General features: G+C 58.1%; 14 protein-coding genes and 1 other RNA gene. 8 read left to right on the forward strand and 7 right to left on the reverse strand.

Annotation, left to right across the window (positions count from 1 at the left end; translation table 11 throughout):
* Positions 1-135: 135 nt before the first annotated feature.
* The 4 genes from ssrA to BLQ09_RS19570 all read right to left on the reverse strand — a co-directional run bounded on the left by ssrA (position 136) and on the right by BLQ09_RS19570 (position 5,654).
* Positions 136-532: a transfer-messenger RNA gene (gene ssrA, locus BLQ09_RS19555) on the reverse strand.
* Between the two features lie 94 nt (positions 533-626).
* Positions 627-905, reverse strand: a complete 279-nt coding sequence (locus tag BLQ09_RS19560; protein WP_027605349.1) for a hypothetical protein — start codon at positions 903-905, stop codon at positions 627-629.
* A gap of 138 nt (positions 906-1,043) precedes the next feature.
* Positions 1,044-3,854 (reverse strand): FAD-binding and (Fe-S)-binding domain-containing protein, encoded by a 2,811-nt coding sequence (locus tag BLQ09_RS19565; RefSeq protein ID WP_092358286.1) that lies wholly within the window; start codon positions 3,852-3,854, stop codon positions 1,044-1,046.
* A 105-nt stretch (positions 3,855-3,959) separates the two neighbouring features.
* Entirely contained in the window at positions 3,960-5,654 is a 1,695-nt protein-coding gene (locus BLQ09_RS19570) for a lactate permease LctP family transporter (protein WP_027605351.1), read from the reverse strand.
* A gap of 261 nt (positions 5,655-5,915) precedes the next feature.
* Here BLQ09_RS19570 and BLQ09_RS19575 point away from each other — a divergent pair, with 261 nt between their 5' ends.
* Positions 5,916-6,683 carry an FCD domain-containing protein gene (locus BLQ09_RS19575; RefSeq protein WP_027605352.1) on the forward strand — a complete coding sequence of 256 codons (768 nt, stop codon included), beginning with the start codon at positions 5,916-5,918 and terminating at the stop codon, positions 6,681-6,683.
* 35 nt (positions 6,684-6,718) lie between these two features.
* Here the strand turns inward: BLQ09_RS19575 and smpB are convergent, their stop codons facing one another.
* Complete coding sequence (gene smpB, locus BLQ09_RS19580; protein WP_014719962.1) at positions 6,719-7,201, reverse strand: SsrA-binding protein SmpB; 483 nt, start codon at positions 7,199-7,201, stop codon at positions 6,719-6,721.
* A gap of 168 nt (positions 7,202-7,369) precedes the next feature.
* Between smpB and BLQ09_RS19585 the strand changes: the two genes are divergently transcribed.
* Positions 7,370-7,804: a type II toxin-antitoxin system RatA family toxin gene (locus BLQ09_RS19585; RefSeq protein WP_027605353.1), complete on the forward strand. Its 435-nt coding sequence runs from the start codon at positions 7,370-7,372 to the stop codon at positions 7,802-7,804.
* Positions 7,797-8,099, forward strand: coding sequence for an RnfH family protein (locus tag BLQ09_RS19590; RefSeq protein WP_027605354.1), 303 nt, complete (start codon positions 7,797-7,799; stop codon positions 8,097-8,099). The genes BLQ09_RS19585 and BLQ09_RS19590 overlap by 8 nt, the downstream gene beginning before the upstream one ends.
* A gap of 62 nt (positions 8,100-8,161) precedes the next feature.
* Here the strand turns inward: BLQ09_RS19590 and BLQ09_RS19595 are convergent, their stop codons facing one another.
* Positions 8,162-8,689 (reverse strand): outer membrane protein assembly factor BamE, encoded by a 528-nt coding sequence (locus BLQ09_RS19595; RefSeq protein WP_027605355.1) that lies wholly within the window; start codon positions 8,687-8,689, stop codon positions 8,162-8,164.
* A 98-nt stretch (positions 8,690-8,787) separates the two neighbouring features.
* Here BLQ09_RS19595 and fur point away from each other — a divergent pair, with 98 nt between their 5' ends.
* Positions 8,788-9,192, forward strand: a complete 405-nt coding sequence (gene fur / locus BLQ09_RS19600) for a ferric iron uptake transcriptional regulator (RefSeq protein ID WP_010562662.1) — start codon at positions 8,788-8,790, stop codon at positions 9,190-9,192.
* 85 nt (positions 9,193-9,277) lie between these two features.
* Here the strand turns inward: fur and recN are convergent, their stop codons facing one another.
* Positions 9,278-10,951, reverse strand: a complete 1,674-nt coding sequence (recN, locus tag BLQ09_RS19605; RefSeq protein ID WP_027605356.1) for a DNA repair protein RecN — start codon at positions 10,949-10,951, stop codon at positions 9,278-9,280.
* A gap of 254 nt (positions 10,952-11,205) precedes the next feature.
* Here recN and grpE point away from each other — a divergent pair, with 254 nt between their 5' ends.
* The 4 genes from grpE (at position 11,206) to dapB (ending at position 16,039) form a co-directional block, all read left to right on the forward strand.
* On the forward strand, positions 11,206-11,766 hold the full coding sequence (gene grpE / locus BLQ09_RS19610) for a nucleotide exchange factor GrpE (RefSeq protein ID WP_027605357.1): 561 nt from the start codon (positions 11,206-11,208) through the stop codon (positions 11,764-11,766).
* Positions 11,767-11,868: 102 nt separating this feature from the next.
* Positions 11,869-13,782, forward strand: coding sequence for a molecular chaperone DnaK (gene dnaK / locus BLQ09_RS19615; RefSeq protein WP_027605358.1), 1,914 nt, complete (start codon positions 11,869-11,871; stop codon positions 13,780-13,782).
* 318 nt (positions 13,783-14,100) lie between these two features.
* Entirely contained in the window at positions 14,101-15,222 is a 1,122-nt protein-coding gene (gene dnaJ / locus BLQ09_RS19620) for a molecular chaperone DnaJ (protein ID WP_027605359.1), read from the forward strand.
* A gap of 10 nt (positions 15,223-15,232) precedes the next feature.
* Positions 15,233-16,039, forward strand: a complete 807-nt coding sequence (dapB, locus tag BLQ09_RS19625) for a 4-hydroxy-tetrahydrodipicolinate reductase (RefSeq protein WP_027605360.1) — start codon at positions 15,233-15,235, stop codon at positions 16,037-16,039.
* The last annotated feature ends 48 nt before the right edge of the window (positions 16,040-16,087 follow it).

Consider the following 16,087-nt stretch of genomic DNA (forward strand, 5'->3'; position numbering starts at 1 on the left):
TTGGAATACCACTTGGAATACCAAAACGAGCGGAACTCAAAATTCGTCTACGGAAGCCAATGGCCCTGAAACCCTTGATTTTACTGGGTTTCAGGCACAAAAAAAGACGTCCGTGGACGTCTTTAGATGATGAAGTGGTGGAGCCGGGGGGATTTGAACCCCCGTCCGCCAGTACTCCGCTGTCGGTACTACATGCGTAGCCGTTTCTATTAAGTTAACCCTCAGCGACCCGAAGGGCAGGGTGCTTTGGGCGAGTTGTGTAAGTTTTAGCCGCTTCGTCCACAACGTACTGCACGGCGATTCTGTTCTATATGACAATCACTTTGGGTTTACAGACATCCCCTGGTGATTGCTGGACCCGAAGGTACCAGAAGCTCAGGTCTAAGGCTGCTTACGCAGCGATAGCGAATTCCTGGCCGTAGTTTTCGTCATTGGCAACTATAAGTAGTTGCAACAGTGGATTTACGAGTTCTGTTACCAACTCGGCATGCACCTAAAGTTTCGCGACCGGCGTCGAATCCTAAACGGCCCCGTGCTTGTAACTCGTTGTTTCATAGTGAGTGACAAGCCTGTGCAGTGTACGCCAAACGGTCACGGAAGGCCAACCCGAAGGTTGACCCTCTCGTTTACTGGCCGCCTTTGTCGAGGTTCTGCAGGTCTTGCAGGGCCTTGGAGGTGATTTCGATGCACTTCTTGTCATCACCAGCGGCGTGGGCGGCCTTGGCTTGGGAGACGGCTGTGTCGATTTCGCCGCTTTTGCCACTGGTGTCAGTGGCGAGCAGCGCTTTACCGTTGTTGATTTTGTCCAGGTTGATCTTGCACAGGTCGGGCTCGCCAGCAGCGAAAGCAGGGGAGGCCAACATCGCAGCGGTAATGAACAAGCCAGCAAGAGCGGAACGCTTCATAGGGTATCTCCTTGCGCAAAAAAGGCTCGACGCTGCTGGCGTTCATGGGCTGCCAGCGACATCACTGATGGGCCTCGTGCGTCGAGGCCTATGCAGATGACTACGCCAGCGCGCAGGGGTTCTGTTTTTTTTGCGGGATCAATGGGCGCGGGCCTGGGTCACGCGATCCACGAGGTACACCAATCCGTGATAGTCGATGCCGCCATGCTGGCTCAGGCCGATCTCGCAGGTGCGGCTGGTGGAGATGCCTTCACTGCAGTACTGCACTGCATCCTTGAGGGAGCGCAGCGAGTGGGCGTTGAGTTCCGGCGTGGTGAAACCTTTGTCGCCGGCAAACCCGCAGCAGTGAATGCCTTCCGGGATCACCACGGTCTTGGCACAACGGCGGGCCAGGTCGATCAGCGCCTGGCTTTCTCCCAGGTGTTGGGTGCTGCAGGTGACGTGTACGGCGATCGGCGCCTCCTGCGGTGTGAAGTCGAGACGGTCCATCAGGTGCGTGCGGATGAAACGTACGGGGTCGTAAAGGTCCAGGCGCGTTTCGCCAAGGTCTTGCACCAGGCGCAGGGTGCAGGGGCTGGTGTCGCAATAGATCGGGTCCAGGCCGCCGCGGCTGGCATGGAGCAGGGCGCCGATCAGTTCCTGGCGTTTGTGTTCTGCCTGTTCGGCGTAGCCTTTGGACGCGAAAGGTTGGCCGCAGCACAGGTTGTCCTGGTTGTCGGGAAACACGACCTGGTAACCGGCTTTTTCCAGCAGGCCCTGGGTTTTTTCGTACAACGACATCTGCTCTTTATCACCTGCCGCCGGGCCCATGGCGCGTGAGACGCAGGCCGCCAGGTAGACCACCCGTGGCCGCTCATCCGTCACTGCCGGGCTGAAGCGAATGGCTTTTTCCGGTTGTGGCATGGCGTTGGTCCACTGCGGGATCTGCCCCTTGGACAACTTGGTCATGGTGGCCGACAGCTTCGCCAGGCGAGGCGCCCCCAGCAGCATGCGTGCACCATTGGCTACATGCAGGGTAAAGCGCGCACCTTGCAGTGCCGTGGCGAAATGGGTGGCCAGCCATTCGGCGGTTTTCGTACGGTCGGCATCACGGCTTCGCAGTTTTTTCACCAGGTCGCCGGTATTGATTCCTACCGGACAGCGCTGGGCGCATAGGCCGGTGGCGGCGCACGTGTCGATGCCCTGGTAGTGGTAGGCCGCCTCCAATTCGGTGGTGTCGACGCCGGCGCGTTTTTTCGCCTGTATATCTCGCCAGATCACGATGCGCTGGCGCGGGCTCAACGTCAGGCCTTTCGATGGGCACACCGGTTCACAGAAACCGCACTCAATGCACTTATCCACAAGCTCGTCGGCCGCAGGCAGCGGCTTGAGGTGCTTGAGGTGAATCTGCGGGTCTTGGCTGAGCACCACGTCCGGGTTGAGGATGCCGTTGGGGTCGAGCAGGCGTTTGAGTTGCCACATCAATTGATAGGCGTCGCTGCCCCATTCCAGCTCCACGAAGGGTGCCATATTGCGGCCGGTACCGTGTTCGGCTTTCAGCGAACCGCCGAACTCCACGGCCACCAATTGCGCGACGTCATCCATGAACGCTTGATAGCGTGTGACTTCATCCGCGCTGTTGAAGCCTTGGGTGAACACAAAGTGCAGATTGCCTTCCAGGGCATGTCCGAAAAGGATGGCTTCGTCGTAGTGATGCTTGTCGAACAGTTCGATCAAACGGTTCACGCCAATGGCCAGTTGCTCGACCGGGAAGGTGACGTCTTCGATGATCACCGTGGTGCCGGTTTTGCGTACGGCTCCTACGGCGGGGAAGGTGTCCTTGCGGATGGCCCACAGGCGGGCGTTTTCCACAGGGTCTTCGGTGAAGTCGACCTGTTTCTCCACCGGGAAACCGGCCAGCGACGCCATGATCAGCGCCAATTGTTCATGCAGCAATGACGGCGATGCGGCGCGGGATTCAATCAGCAGGGCGCAGGCACTTTCTGACAAGTGCTGTACGAATGCGGGCATGCCCGGTTTGTTCTGCACCGAGCGCATGCTGCGTCGGTCCAGCAGCTCGACGGCCGACACCGGTTGGGTCTTCAGGACGGTGACTGCGTTGCAGCAGGTCTCCACATCCGGAAACACGATCAACGCCGACGCCTTGTTCGGGTGGTCGATCACGGTGTCGTAGGTGACTGCGCTGATAAACCCTAGGGTTCCCTCGGAGCCCACCAATAAATGGCTGAGGATATCCAGTGGTTCATCAAAATCCACCAGGGCGTTGAGTGACAGGCCGGTGGTATTTTTCAGACGGTATTTGTGGCGGATTTTTGCTGCCAATTCAGCGTTTGCCCGCGTTTCACGGCCGAGTGTGGCCAGGCGCTCGAGCAGTGCGCCGTGCTGTTCACGAAACGCCGTAACGCTGCTTGCGTCTTCTGTATCGAGGCGGCTGCCATCGGCCAGGACCAGACGAATTCCGGCCAGGGTGTGATAGGTGTTCTGCGCCGTACCGCAGCACATGCCACTGGCGTTGTTGGCGACGATTCCGCCGATCTTGCAGGCATTGATCGACGCCGGGTCTGGGCCGATCTTGCGCCCGAATGGCGCCAGCCAGGCGTTGGCCTGTGCGCCGATGACGCCGGGTTGCAGGCGGATCTGAGTGCCTTGCCCACGAATCTCACGGCCGTTCCAATTGTCCCCCAGTACGATCAGTACCGAGTCGCTTATCGCTTGTCCGGACAGGCTGGTGCCGGCTGCGCGGAAGGTTACCGGCACACGTTCACACTGGGCCAGTTGCAGCAGCGCCACCACTTCGTCTTCCGATTCGACGCGGATCACCAGTTGTGGGATCAATCGGTAAAAACTGGCGTCGGTGCCGAATGCGAGGGTGGAAAGTGGATCGTCGAAACGTCGATCTTGTGGGATCAGCTGTGCGACGTCAGCAAGGAAAGCGGCAGGCAGACTCATTGGTCCTCCAGGATCAGCACCCCCTGGGCGCCGTATTGACACGATTGCGCAAAGCCGACGCCGAAGTTATAGCCCGGCGTCGGTTATGACCCTATTGCTACGGCTTTAGTGCACCAGCATGCCGGTAAACCAGTAAGCCTGGGCCAGGGTGATCAGCCCGACGATCGTGGCGAAGAACAGGCTGTGCTTGAGGGTGAAGCGGAACAGGTCGGATTCTTTACCCACCAGTCCGGTAGCGGCGCAGGCCACGGCGATCGATTGCGGCGAAATCATTTTGCCGGTCACGCCGCCGCTGGTGTTGGCAGCGACCAGAAGCGTGTCGTTGACGCCGATCTGGTGCGCCGTGGTGGCTTGCAACGAGCTGAACAGGGCGTTGGACGATGTGTCGGAGCCTGTCAGGAAAACCCCCAGCCAGCCTAGGAAAGGCGAGAAGAACGGGAAGGCTGCGCCGGTGCCGGCCAATACCAGCGCCATGGTCGAAGACATGCCGGAGTAATTGGTGACAAAGGCGAAGGCCAGCACCATGCCGATAGACAGGATCGGCCAACGCAACTCGTAGAACGTCTCTTTTAAAGTGGTAAGACCAATCTTGATGTTGATCTTCAGAACCAGCATCGAGATCAGTGCGGAGAAGAAAATCGCGGTACCGGTCGCTGAAATCGGGTCCAGCTTGAATATCGCTGGGATCGCAGTCGGGTTGGTCACGATGGGTGCGACCTTGACCACCATTTGATCCAGGTGCGGGATCGCGAAGTTGAATACCCAGCTGTACATCGAACCGCCTGCGGCGAACATCGCCTTGAACGGTTTGAGGGTCCAGATGGTGACCAGCACGGTGAGGATCAGGAAAGGTGACCAGGCCTTGAAGATCTGCCCCAGGCTGTAAGGTGAGGCGACGGTGCTGCGCGGCAGGCCGAAGCCGCCGGCGCTGGCGGTAATCGCTGCGTCGGAAGTGGCGCCGGCAATCTGCGCGCCCGCAGTGCGTTTGGGTTGCCAGACTTTCAGGAACAGGGTCAGAGAGATCAGGCTGGCCAGGGCCGAGGTGATGTCCGGCAGTTCCGGGCCGATGAAGTTGGACGTGAAGTACTGCGTAATGGCAAAGCTCAGGCCCGCGACCAGCGCAGCTGGCCAGGTTTCGCGAACGCCGCGCAGGCCATCCATCATGAAGACCAGCCAGAACGGCACGAACAGCGACAGCAGCGGCAGTTGGCGGCCAGTCATGGCGCCGATCTTGAATGCATCGATTCCGGTCACTTGCCCGGCAACGATGATCGGAATTCCCAGGGCGCCAAAGGCGACGGGTGCGGTGTTGGCAATCAGGCACAGGCCGGCCGCGTACAGAGGGTTGAAGCCCAGGCCTACCAGCAGTGCGGCGGTAATCGCCACGGGGGCGCCGAAACCGGCAGCACCTTCCAGGAATGCGCCGAAGCAGAAGCCGATCAACAGCACCTGCAGACGCTGGTCATCGGTGATCGACAGGACAGAGCTGCGGATGATCTCGAATTGGCCGCTCTTGACGGTGAGTTTGTAGAGAAACACCGCCGCGACAATGATCCAGGCAATAGGCCACAGGCCATAGGCAAAACCGTAACCGGCGGCGGCCAGCGCCATGTCCACTGGCATGTGGAAGGCAAAGATCGCTACCAGTATCGACAACGCCAGCGTGATGCTGCCGGCCACGTGGCCTTTGAGGCGAAACACGGCCAGAGCCAGGAAGAAGAACACGATCGGAATAACGGCGGCCAGTGCGGACAGGCCGAGGCTGCCGAGCGGGCTGTAGAGCTGTTGCCAGGTTTGCATATGGGGTGGCCCCTAATTGTTGTTGGTCAGGCACTTCATAGTCGATTTGGATAATTGGTAATACCAATTTACAATCGCCGGAGGCTAGGTTAAAAGTCTTCGGGGTATGTGTCAATTTGCCGCTTGCGAAACTTTGGTCGTAGCCCGGCAGGCGAGGTGGTTTGATCGGGTGAATCGAAGCGGTTCTGATAGGTGCTGGAAGGGCGGCGATAGGCCAGAATAGAGGGCCCGGCGAGTGGTCGGGATGGTGGAGAGTGAGTTATGGGGTTTGATCAGGTGCGTCAGCGCCGTTTGTCTGACGATATTGTCGAGCAGCTTGAGGGGATGATCCTTGAGGGCACGTTGAAGTCGGGTGAACGCTTGCCGGCCGAGCGCGCTTTGGCTGAACAGTTTGGTGTGTCGCGTCCGTCGTTGCGGGAGGCGATTCAGAAGCTGGCGGCCAAGGGCTTGTTGGTGAGCCGTCAGGGAGGGGGCAATTATGTTGCCGAGTCACTGGGCTCGACGTTCAGCGATCCGCTGCTGCATCTGCTGGAAAACAATCCTGAGGCCCAGCGTGACCTGCTGGAGTTTCGCCAGACCCTTGAAGCGTCCTGTGCTTATTACGCAGCATTGCGAGCGACTGAGGTCGACCGTGAGCGGCTGACCGCTGCATTCGAGACGTTGCAGGATTGCTATGCCCGCGTTGATGACGTGAGCCGGGTCGAGGAGGGGGCTGCGGATGCACAGTTTCACCTGGCCATTGCGGAGGCCAGCCATAACGCGGTGTTGCTGCACACCATTCGCGGCTTGTTCGACCTGCTCAAGCGTAACGTGGTGACCAATATTGGCGGCATGTATCAGCAACGTACGGAGACGCGCGACATGCTGATCAGTCAGCACCGAGAGCTGTACATGGCGATTATCGAGGGCCGGGCAGAACACGCGCGAGAAGTCTCGACACGTCACCTGGAGTACGTGCAGGAAGTGTTGGAGGAAGTACGTCAGGAGGTTCAGCGCGTGGCGCGGGCGGAGCGGCGCAAGGGGATGTAGCCGGGGGAAGTCCCGAGGCTACATCGTTACAAGGATTATTCTTCCTTGCCTTTGTTGCGCACCGCGCGATGCAGTTCGCGGTTGGAATCGCGTTCGCGCTCAGTATCACGCTTATCGTATTCCTTCTTGCCCTTGCCCAGTGCGATCTCGCACTTGACCAGGTGCTTGCTCCAATACCAGGACAGGCAGACACAGGCATAGCCTTTCTGCTGTACGGCTGCGGCGAGCTTTTCCAGTTCGCGGGCATTGAGCAATAGTTTGCGCGTGCGCACCGGGTCGGCAATCACGTGGGTGCTCGCGGTTGTCAGCGGGGTGATATGACTGCCAAGCAGCCATGCCTCGCCATCCTTGAGCAATACGTAGCTGTCGACCAGTTGCAACTTGCTGGCACGCAGACTCTTTACTTCCCAGCCGGCCAGGACCAGACCAGCCTCGAACCGATGTTCGATGAAGTAATCGTGTCGCGCTTTTTTATTTTGCGCGATGGTCCCTGTGGGGTGTTTCTTTTGTTTAGCCATAGGGGCGGCATTATAGGGAGTTGCGAGCGTGTCGGCTACGGTCAACCTGCGTGCTTGAGCGTGTTGGTCGAATCCCGGACAATACCGGCAGTTCTTTGGTTTTTTTCTTTCGCGGATCGGACTGTTGTTTCGCGATGTTTGCCGCTCAGCTGTGGAAATCACGCACACATGACGACGCATATTCAACGTTCGGCCCTGTTGCCCTATCCGGCGCAGGCGCTCTATGACCTGGTCAACGACGTGGCGCGTTACCCGGAATTCCTGCCTTGGTGCTCAACTGCCGAGGTGCTGGAAAGCAGTGATGAACATATGGTTGCCAGTGTTGGGGTGGCGAAAGGCGGGCTCAGTCAGCACTTTGTTACGCGGAATGCGCTGGTGCCGGGCAAGTCCATTGAAATGAATTTGCAGGAAGGGCCGTTTACCCAGCTGCATGGTGTATGGGTTTTCAAGGCGCTTACCGACAAGGCCTGCAAGATCAGCCTGGATTTGTCGTTTGATTACGCTGGGCCGATTGTGCGGGCCACATTGGGGCCGTTGTTCAATCAGGCGGCCAATACCCTGGTGGATGCATTCTGTCAGCGAGCCAAGCAATTGCATGGTTGAGGTCGAGGTGGTTTATGCCGCCGAGGATCGCCAGGTTCTGCTGGCGCTGACGGTGGCTTCGGGAACCAGTCTGCGTGCAGCCGTGCAATTGTCAGGGATGGCTATGCAGTTTCCTGAGCTGGATCTGGCTGCTTGCCCCTTGGGGGTATTCGGTAAGGTCGTCACGGATGCGGAGGTGCGCCCCGCACAATCGGGCGATCGCATTGAAATCTATCGGCCCTTGCTTGTGGACCCTAAAGAAGTGCGCAGGCTGCGTGCTGCCAAGGCGGCGTTGGCGAAGCGGCAGCATCCATAGGCTGGCTGAATGACAGGCAGCAAAAAGCCCGGCATGCCGGGCTTTTTATATGCGCCGCAATGTTACTGCGGGCTGGTGTCCAGAGGCTGAGGCGTCGGGACCGGGACCGTTTCGACCCCGTCGACGTCTTTCTGGATCTTGTCGAGCAAGGAGCCTGGCTTGGCCGGTACTTCGGACTTCGGCTTCTCGCTTTCCTGCACAGGTGCAGTCACGTTTGTGCCGTTATCGTTGCCGAGCAGCGCTTGATCACGGCTTACGCCTGGCATGAAGTCACCCGACAGGCTGACAAGCTGGTCATTGCCATTGAAAATGACGCTGACACGCTCCTGTTGGCGTTCACCGCCACCAGGCTGCAGGCTGTAGAGATAATCCCAGCGATCGGCGTGGAAAGTGTCGGTCAGCAGGGGGTTGCCCATGATAAACCGTACTTGCCGTCGGGTCATTCCCGGGCGTAACTGGTCTATCATGTCCTGCGTGACGACATTGCCCTGCTGGATGTCGATTTTGTAAACCCCGGGGAATGAACAACCGGCGAGTGCGAGCAGTCCCACAAAGGTGAAACTGGTTAGCAAGAGCTTGGTGTTTTGCATCGGTGGGCGACTTCCACTATCTTGGCTGGGACAACGTAAACGCCGATCATACCCGTATTAAGAGAAGCTGCGAAGCAGCATCCGCGAGAAAGCTAACCATGGTTGAAAATAGCGAACTACGCAAAGCCGGTCTTAAAGTGACTCTGCCACGAGTCAAGATTCTACAAATGCTCGATTCTGCTGAGCAGCGCCACATGAGTGCCGAGGATGTTTACAAGGCGCTGATGGAGTCTAACGAGGACGTCGGCCTGGCCACGGTTTACCGTGTACTGACCCAGTTTGAAGCCGCAGGGCTGGTGGTTCGTCATAATTTCGACGGCGGTCATGCTGTGTTCGAATTGGCTGACGGTGGTCATCACGACCACATGGTTGACCTGGATACCAATGAGGTTATCGAGTTCACCAGCCCGGCAATCGAAAAGCTCCAGCACGAAATTGCTGAGGAGCATGGTTTCGATTTGGTCGACCACAATCTTGTGTTGTACATCCGTAAGAAAAAGTAAAAAGCGACGCAGAATTGCTCTGCGAAACGATCGAAGGCGACCCTAGGGTCGCCTTCGTGCTTTCTATAATAAGGAAAAGCTCGGCTCAGGCCTTGGTGGCTACGACCATTTTCTTCGCGTGTGCCAAAGACTCTTTGGTCAGGTCGATCCCGCCGAGCATCCGTGCCACTTCTTCCACGCGCTCCGACTTGTTCAGTTTGGATACTGCCGTGTGTGTCGCTTCGCTGCCTCTGACCTTGTGCACAAACAAGTGTTGATGCCCTTGGGCCGCGACTTGCGGCAAGTGAGTGACGGTCAGCACCTGGCCGCGATCCCCCAGGCGGCGCAGTAACTGACCCACAATTTCCGCCGTGGGGCCACCGATACCTACGTCTACTTCATCGAACACCAGTGTCGGTACCCGTGAGGTTTGCGCGGTAATCACTTGGATCGCCAGGCTGATTCGCGAGAGCTCGCCACCAGACGCCACTTTTGCCAGTGCCTTGAGCGGTTGCCCCGGGTTGGCGCTGACCAGTAGTTCTACCTGCTCCAGGCCGTAGGGCTGCAGCTCATTGCTGGCGTTGGTGCGCAACTCGATGGTAAAGCGCCCGCCCGGCATGCCCAGGCGCTGAATTTCCTGCTCGACGGCGCCAGCGAGGCTGGTCGCAGCCTGTTTGCGCAGATCGCTCAGTTCGCGGGCTTTCTCCTGATAGTGGCGGGCAAAAGAGCCGAGCTCTTCGCCCAGTCGCTCAATGGATTCGTCATTCGCGTTCAGGGTCTCGATTTCATCCAGCAGTTTCTGCTGCATGGTTGCCACTTCGGTGGGCTGGATTCGATGTTTGCGCGCCAGCGTATAGATGGTGTCCAGGCGCTCTTCTATTTCCTGCAGTCGCGCCGGGTCGGCGTCGAAATGATCGAGAAAGCGATTGAGTTCGCCGACGGCTTCTTCTACCTGGATTTGCGCACTGGTCAGCAGGGTGGTGGCTTCACTCAGTGAGCCCGAAGCGCTGTTAACGCTGGACAGTCGGTTGAGGCTGGCGGTGAGTGCGTTGAGCACATTGCCGGAATCGCTCTCGCTGCATTGCTCCACCACCTGGCGGCAGATAGACAGCAGGGTTTCGGCGTTGGTGAGGTTCTTGTGTTCCTGTTCCAGTTGTTCCAGCTCGGTTTCGCCCAGACCCAGGCTTTCCAGCTCTTCAAGCTGATAGCTGAGCAATTGATGGCGAGCGCGTTGCTCGTCACCGGAATTGGACAGTCGCTCCAGCTCCTGTCGGGTCTGGCGCCAGCGCTGGGCAGCCAGTTGTACCTGCCGGGCAAGGTCGGTGGCGCCAGCGTACTCGTCAAGCAGGCGGCGATGGGTGTCGGTTTTGAGCAGGGATTGGTGTTCATGCTGGCTATGGATGTCAATCAGCAGTTCACCCAGGGCCTTCAGGTCGCCAAGGGGGCAGGGGGTTCCATTGATGTAGCCGCGCGAGCGCCCCTCGGCGGTGATGACTCGGCGCAGGATGCACGGGCCGTCGTTATTAAGGTCGCGCTCGACCAGCCAGGCTTCGGCTTCGGGGATGTCCGCGAGGTCGAAGGTGGCCAGAATGTCGGCCTTGTCCGCGCCCGGGCGCACCACGCCACTGTCGGCGCGGTCGCCCAGGGTCAGGCCCAGGGCGTCGAGCATGATCGACTTGCCGGCGCCGGTTTCGCCTGTGATTACGCTCATCCCGCGATCCAGTTCGAGATCCAGATGTTCAACGATGGCGTAGTTGTGTACAGACAGGTGCACGAGCATGACGGCCGCTCCCAGGCTTTAGGTCTGGTTATTTATACAGTGTTTTGTTCTGGGCTGACAATCCTGATGCTTAGCTCAATTTGCTCGGTCGTTCAGCTTTTTTAGTGCAAAGGAGAATGATCGGGCCGAAGTTGATCTGGGGCAGGCGAAAGACTTTTGGTAGAGCCTGCACCCTTGAACCTGGAAATTGTGGCCCCATATACCGGAACAGAAGCGCGAGTTGAGTTCGCGCATGATTTTGAAAGGAGAAATCTATGGCTGACGAACAGACGCAGGATACGCAAACTCCGGACGCCAATTCGGCTGTCGGTGATGAACTGGCAACTCGTGTGCAAGTGCTCGAAGAGCAGTTGGCCGCTGCGCAGGATCAGTCTTTGCGTGTTGCCGCCGATCTGCAGAACGTCCGCCGCCGTGCCGAGCAGGACGTAGAAAAAGCTCACAAGTTCGGGCTGGAGAAGTTCGCGGGCGACTTGCTGCCAATTATTGACAGTCTGGAGCGTGGCCTCGAGTTGTCCAACCCGGATGACGAAAACATCCGCCCGATGCGCGAAGGGATCGAACTGACCCTGAAAATGTTTCAGGACACCCTGAAGCGTTATCAGCTGGAAGCCATTGATCCGCAAGGCGGCGAACCGTTCAGCGCTGAGCTTCACCAGGCCATGGCCATGCAAGAAAGCCACGACCTCGAGCCCAATAGTGTGTTGAAAGTGTTCCAGAAGGGCTATCAGCTCAACGGTCGCCTGTTGCGCCCTGCAATGGTGGTGGTGAGCAAGGCTCCTGCACCCGTTGCACCTTCTATTGATGAGCAGGCTTGAAATCCGCCGCAAGGCCCCCATTTATAAGTCAAGCGTTTAAGTGCTACCGCAGTTAGCCACCACTGCTGCGGCAACCAAATTCAAGTTTCGGGAGAGTAAATCATGGGCAAAATTATCGGTATTGACCTGGGGACCACCAACTCCTGCGTCTCCGTGTTGGAAAACGGCGTTGCAAAAGTAATCGAAAACGCCGAAGGCGCGCGTACCACGCCGTCGATCATCGCTTACGCCAACGATGGTGAAATCCTCGTTGGCCAGTCGGCCAAGCGCCAGGCTGTGACCAACCCGCATAACACCCTGTACGCGGTGAAGCGCCTGATCGGTCGTAAGTTCGACGAAGAAGTCGTACAAAAAGACATCAAAATGGTCCCTTACAAGATCGCCAAGGCTGACAACGGTGACGCCTGGGTTGAAGTAAATGGCCAGAAAATGTCGCCACCGCAAATCTCGGCTGAAATCTTGAAGAAGATGAAGAAGACTGCCGAAGATTACTTGGGTGAGACAGTGACTGAGGCGGTGATCACCGTTCCAGCCTATTTCAACGACAGCCAGCGCCAGGCGACCAAAGACGCCGGCCGCATCGCGGGCCTGGATGTAAAACGTATCATCAACGAACCGACCGCAGCTGCTCTGGCTTACGGTATGGACAAGGCCAAGGGCGATCACACCGTGATCGTTTATGACCTGGGTGGCGGTACGTTCGACGTTTCCGTGATCGAGATCGCTGAAGTAGACGGCGAGCACCAGTTCGAAGTGTTGGCCACCAACGGCGACACCTTCCTGGGTGGTGAGGACTTTGACATTCGTCTGATCGACTACCTCGTTGACGAATTCAAGAAAGAAAGCGGCATGAACCTCAAGGGTGACCCGCTGGCGATGCAGCGCCTGAAAGAGGCTGCTGAAAAAGCCAAGATCGAGCTGTCTTCTGCTCAGTCGACCGACGTTAACCTGCCGTACATCACCGCAGACGCCACCGGTCCTAAGCACTTGAACGTGAAGATTTCTCGCGCCAAGTTGGAAGCGCTGGTCGAAGACCTGGTTCAACGCACTATCGAGCCATGCCGCATTGCGCTGAAAGACTCCGGTATTGATGTTGGTGCGATCAACGACGTGATCCTGGTAGGCGGTCAGACCCGTATGCCACTGGTTCAGAAGTTGGTTACCGAGTTCTTCGGCAAAGAAGCACGTAAAGATGTGAACCCGGACGAAGCGGTTGCCATGGGTGCTGCCATCCAGGGCGCGGTATTGGCCGGTGACGTGAAAGACGTGTTGCTGCTGGACGTAAGCCCGCTGACCCTGGGTATCGAAACCATGGGTGGCGTGATGACTGCGCTGATCGAGAAAAACACCACGATTCCTACCAAGAAATCCCAGGTGTTCTCGACGGCTGATGACAACCAGGGTGCTGTGACCATTCACGTGCTGCAAGGTGAGCGTAAGCAGGCTGCTCAGAACAAGTCCCTGGGCAAGTTCGACCTGGCTGAGATTCCACCAGCACCACGTGGCGTGCCACAGATCGAAGTGACCTTCGACATCGACGCCAACGGCATTCTGCACGTAGGTGCGAAAGACAAGGCTACCGGCAAAGAGCAGAAGATCACCATCAAGGCCAACTCCGGTCTTTCTGATGAAGAAATTCAACAGATGATCCGTGATGCTGAAACCAATGCTGAAGCTGACAAGAAGTTCGAAGAGTTGGCAGGTGCCCGTAACCAGGGCGACGCACTGGTTCACTCGACACGCAAAATGATCGCTGATGCTGGCGAGAAAGTGACCGCTGAAGAGAAGGCCGCGATCGAAGCTGCTGTAGTTGCCCTGGAAGCCGCTGTCAAAGGCGACGACAAGGCTGCCATTGAAGCCAAGGTTGAAGAGTTGTCGAAAGTTTCCGCGCCAGTGGCTCAGAAAATGTACGCCGAACAGGCTCAGCCGGCTGACGGTGCTGCTCAACAGGCAGAGCCAGAAGCTAAAGACGATGTTGTCGATGCCGAGTTCGAAGAAGTTACCGACAAGAAGTAAGTTGGTCGTCCGGTTGACCGCTATCAAGCGGTGACTGGTAGGATGTCGCCGCGCGGGAGCTTGCTCCCGCGTTGGCGTGTCTGGGGTATGCGAATTTTTACAGCATGCGACTGTGTTCGGATGTTGGCGGTGTGATCGGGGATGCTCCTGCTTTCCGAGCAATGAATACCGCGTTTTTGGCCGGGTCCCTGGCTAAAAAGTAGTAACGACCAGGATCGTTGAATTGACGTGAGTTGGGTCCGGGCCTGTATTGGGGCTCAACGAGTTTAGCCAGGCTCAGGAGGGTCTGGCTGGACGTCCTTAAGAGTGCAAAGACTTATGGCAAAGCGTGACTATTACGAAGTGTTGGGTGTGGAGCGCGGCTCCAGCGAGGCGGACCTGAAAAAGGCTTACCGTCGCCTGGCAATGAAGCACCACCCGGACCGTAATCCGGATAGCAAAGAATCCGAAGACATGTTCAAAGAGGCCAACGAGGCTTACGAATGTTTGTCTGATCCCAACAAGCGTGCGGCCTACGACCAGTATGGACATGCCGGTGTCGACCCGAGCATGGGCGGCGGTGCCGGTTTTGGCGGTCAGAACTTCTCCGATATTTTCGGTGATGTATTCAGTGACTTCTTTGGTGGTGGCCGGGGTGGTCAGCGTGGCGGTGCCCAGCGTGGCAGCGACTTGCGTTACACCCTGGAGCTGAACCTGGAAGAAGCTGTACGCGGCACCAGCGTCAATATTCGCGTACCGACGCTGGTTAACTGCAAGCCGTGTGATGGTTCGGGTGCCAAGAAAGGTTCCGCGCCGATTACTTGCCCGACATGCGGCGGTATCGGCCAGGTGCGTATGCAGCAGGGTTTCTTCTCGGTGCAGCAGACCTGTCCGCGTTGCCATGGGCAGGGCAAGATCATTTCCGATCCGTGCGATTCCTGCCACGGCGAAGGCCGCGTCGAAGAGTACAAGACCCTGGCGGTGAAAGTGCCGGCGGGAGTCGATACCGGAGACCGTATTCGTCTGTCGGGTGAGGGTGAGGCCGGTACCCAGGGCGGTCCTACGGGCGACCTGTACGTGGTGATCAATGTGCGCGAGCACTCGATCTTCCAGCGCGACGGCAAGCACTTGTTCTGTGAAGTGCCGATCAGCTTTGTCGATGCAGCCCTGGGTGGCGAATTGGAGATCCCGACCCTGGACGGTCGGGTCAAGCTCAAGATCCCTGAAGGTACGCAGACCGGCAAGCAGTTCCGTATTCGTGGCAAGGGCGTAGCGCCGGTGCGCGGTGGCGGTGCTGGCGACTTGATGTGTCGTGTGGCCGTGGAGACTCCGGTCAATCTGGGGCGCCGTCAGCGTGAATTGCTTGAGGAATTCCGCAGTTCGCTGGAGGGCGATGACACGCATTCGCCGAAAACCACTGGCTTTTTCGAAGGCGTGAAGCGCTTCTTCGGCGACCTGTAAGGAAGTGAGTATGCGACGTATAGCCGTAATGGGCGCTGCCGGGCGCATGGGCAAGACGCTGGTCGAGGCGGTGCAGCAGCGCTCCCCGGCCTCTGGGCTGACCGCGGCGATTGTTCGTCCCGGTAGCACGTTGATCGGTGCGGATGCGGGTGAGTTGGCTTCGCTGGGGCGTATCGGTGTCTCATTGTCAGGCAGCCTGGAGCAGGTGGCTGACGAATTCGATGTGCTGATCGACTTCACCCTGCCGGAAGTGATGCTGAAAAACCTCGCGTTCTGCCGCAAGGCGGGCAAGGCGATGGTGATTGGTACCACGGGTTTGACTGCGCAGCAGAAGCAGTTGTTGGAGGAGGCGGGTAAGGATATTCCCGTCGTCTTCGCAGCCAACTTCAGTGTCGGCGTGAATCTGTCGCTCAAGTTGCTGGACATGGCGGCGCGGGTGCTGGGGGATGAGGCGGATATCGAGATTATCGAGACGCATCACCGTCACAAGATCGATGCGCCGTCGGGTACCGCGCTGCGCATGGGGGAGGCTATTGCCGATGCGCTGGGGCGTGATCTGTCCAAAGTGGCGGTTTACGGTCGCGAAGGGCATACCGGTGCGCGTGCGCGTGACACCATTGGTTTTGCGACCGTCCGTGGCGGTGATGTCGTAGGCGACCACACGGTCTTGTTTGCTACCGAGGGTGAGCGCCTGGAAATTACCCACAAGGCTTCGAGCCGCATGACATTCGCCAAGGGCGCGGTGCGTGCCGCGCTCTGGTTGGAAGGTCGCGAGGCTGGTCTGTACGACATGCGCGATGTGTTGGATCTGCACTAAGCAGTAGCTAAAACCGGGCCTCGGGATTATCCTAAGGCCCCGTTTTTA

It is taken from the genome of Pseudomonas sp. NFACC25 (assembly GCF_900100935.1).
Classification (GTDB): Bacteria; Pseudomonadota; Gammaproteobacteria; order Pseudomonadales; family Pseudomonadaceae; genus Aquipseudomonas; species Aquipseudomonas marginalis.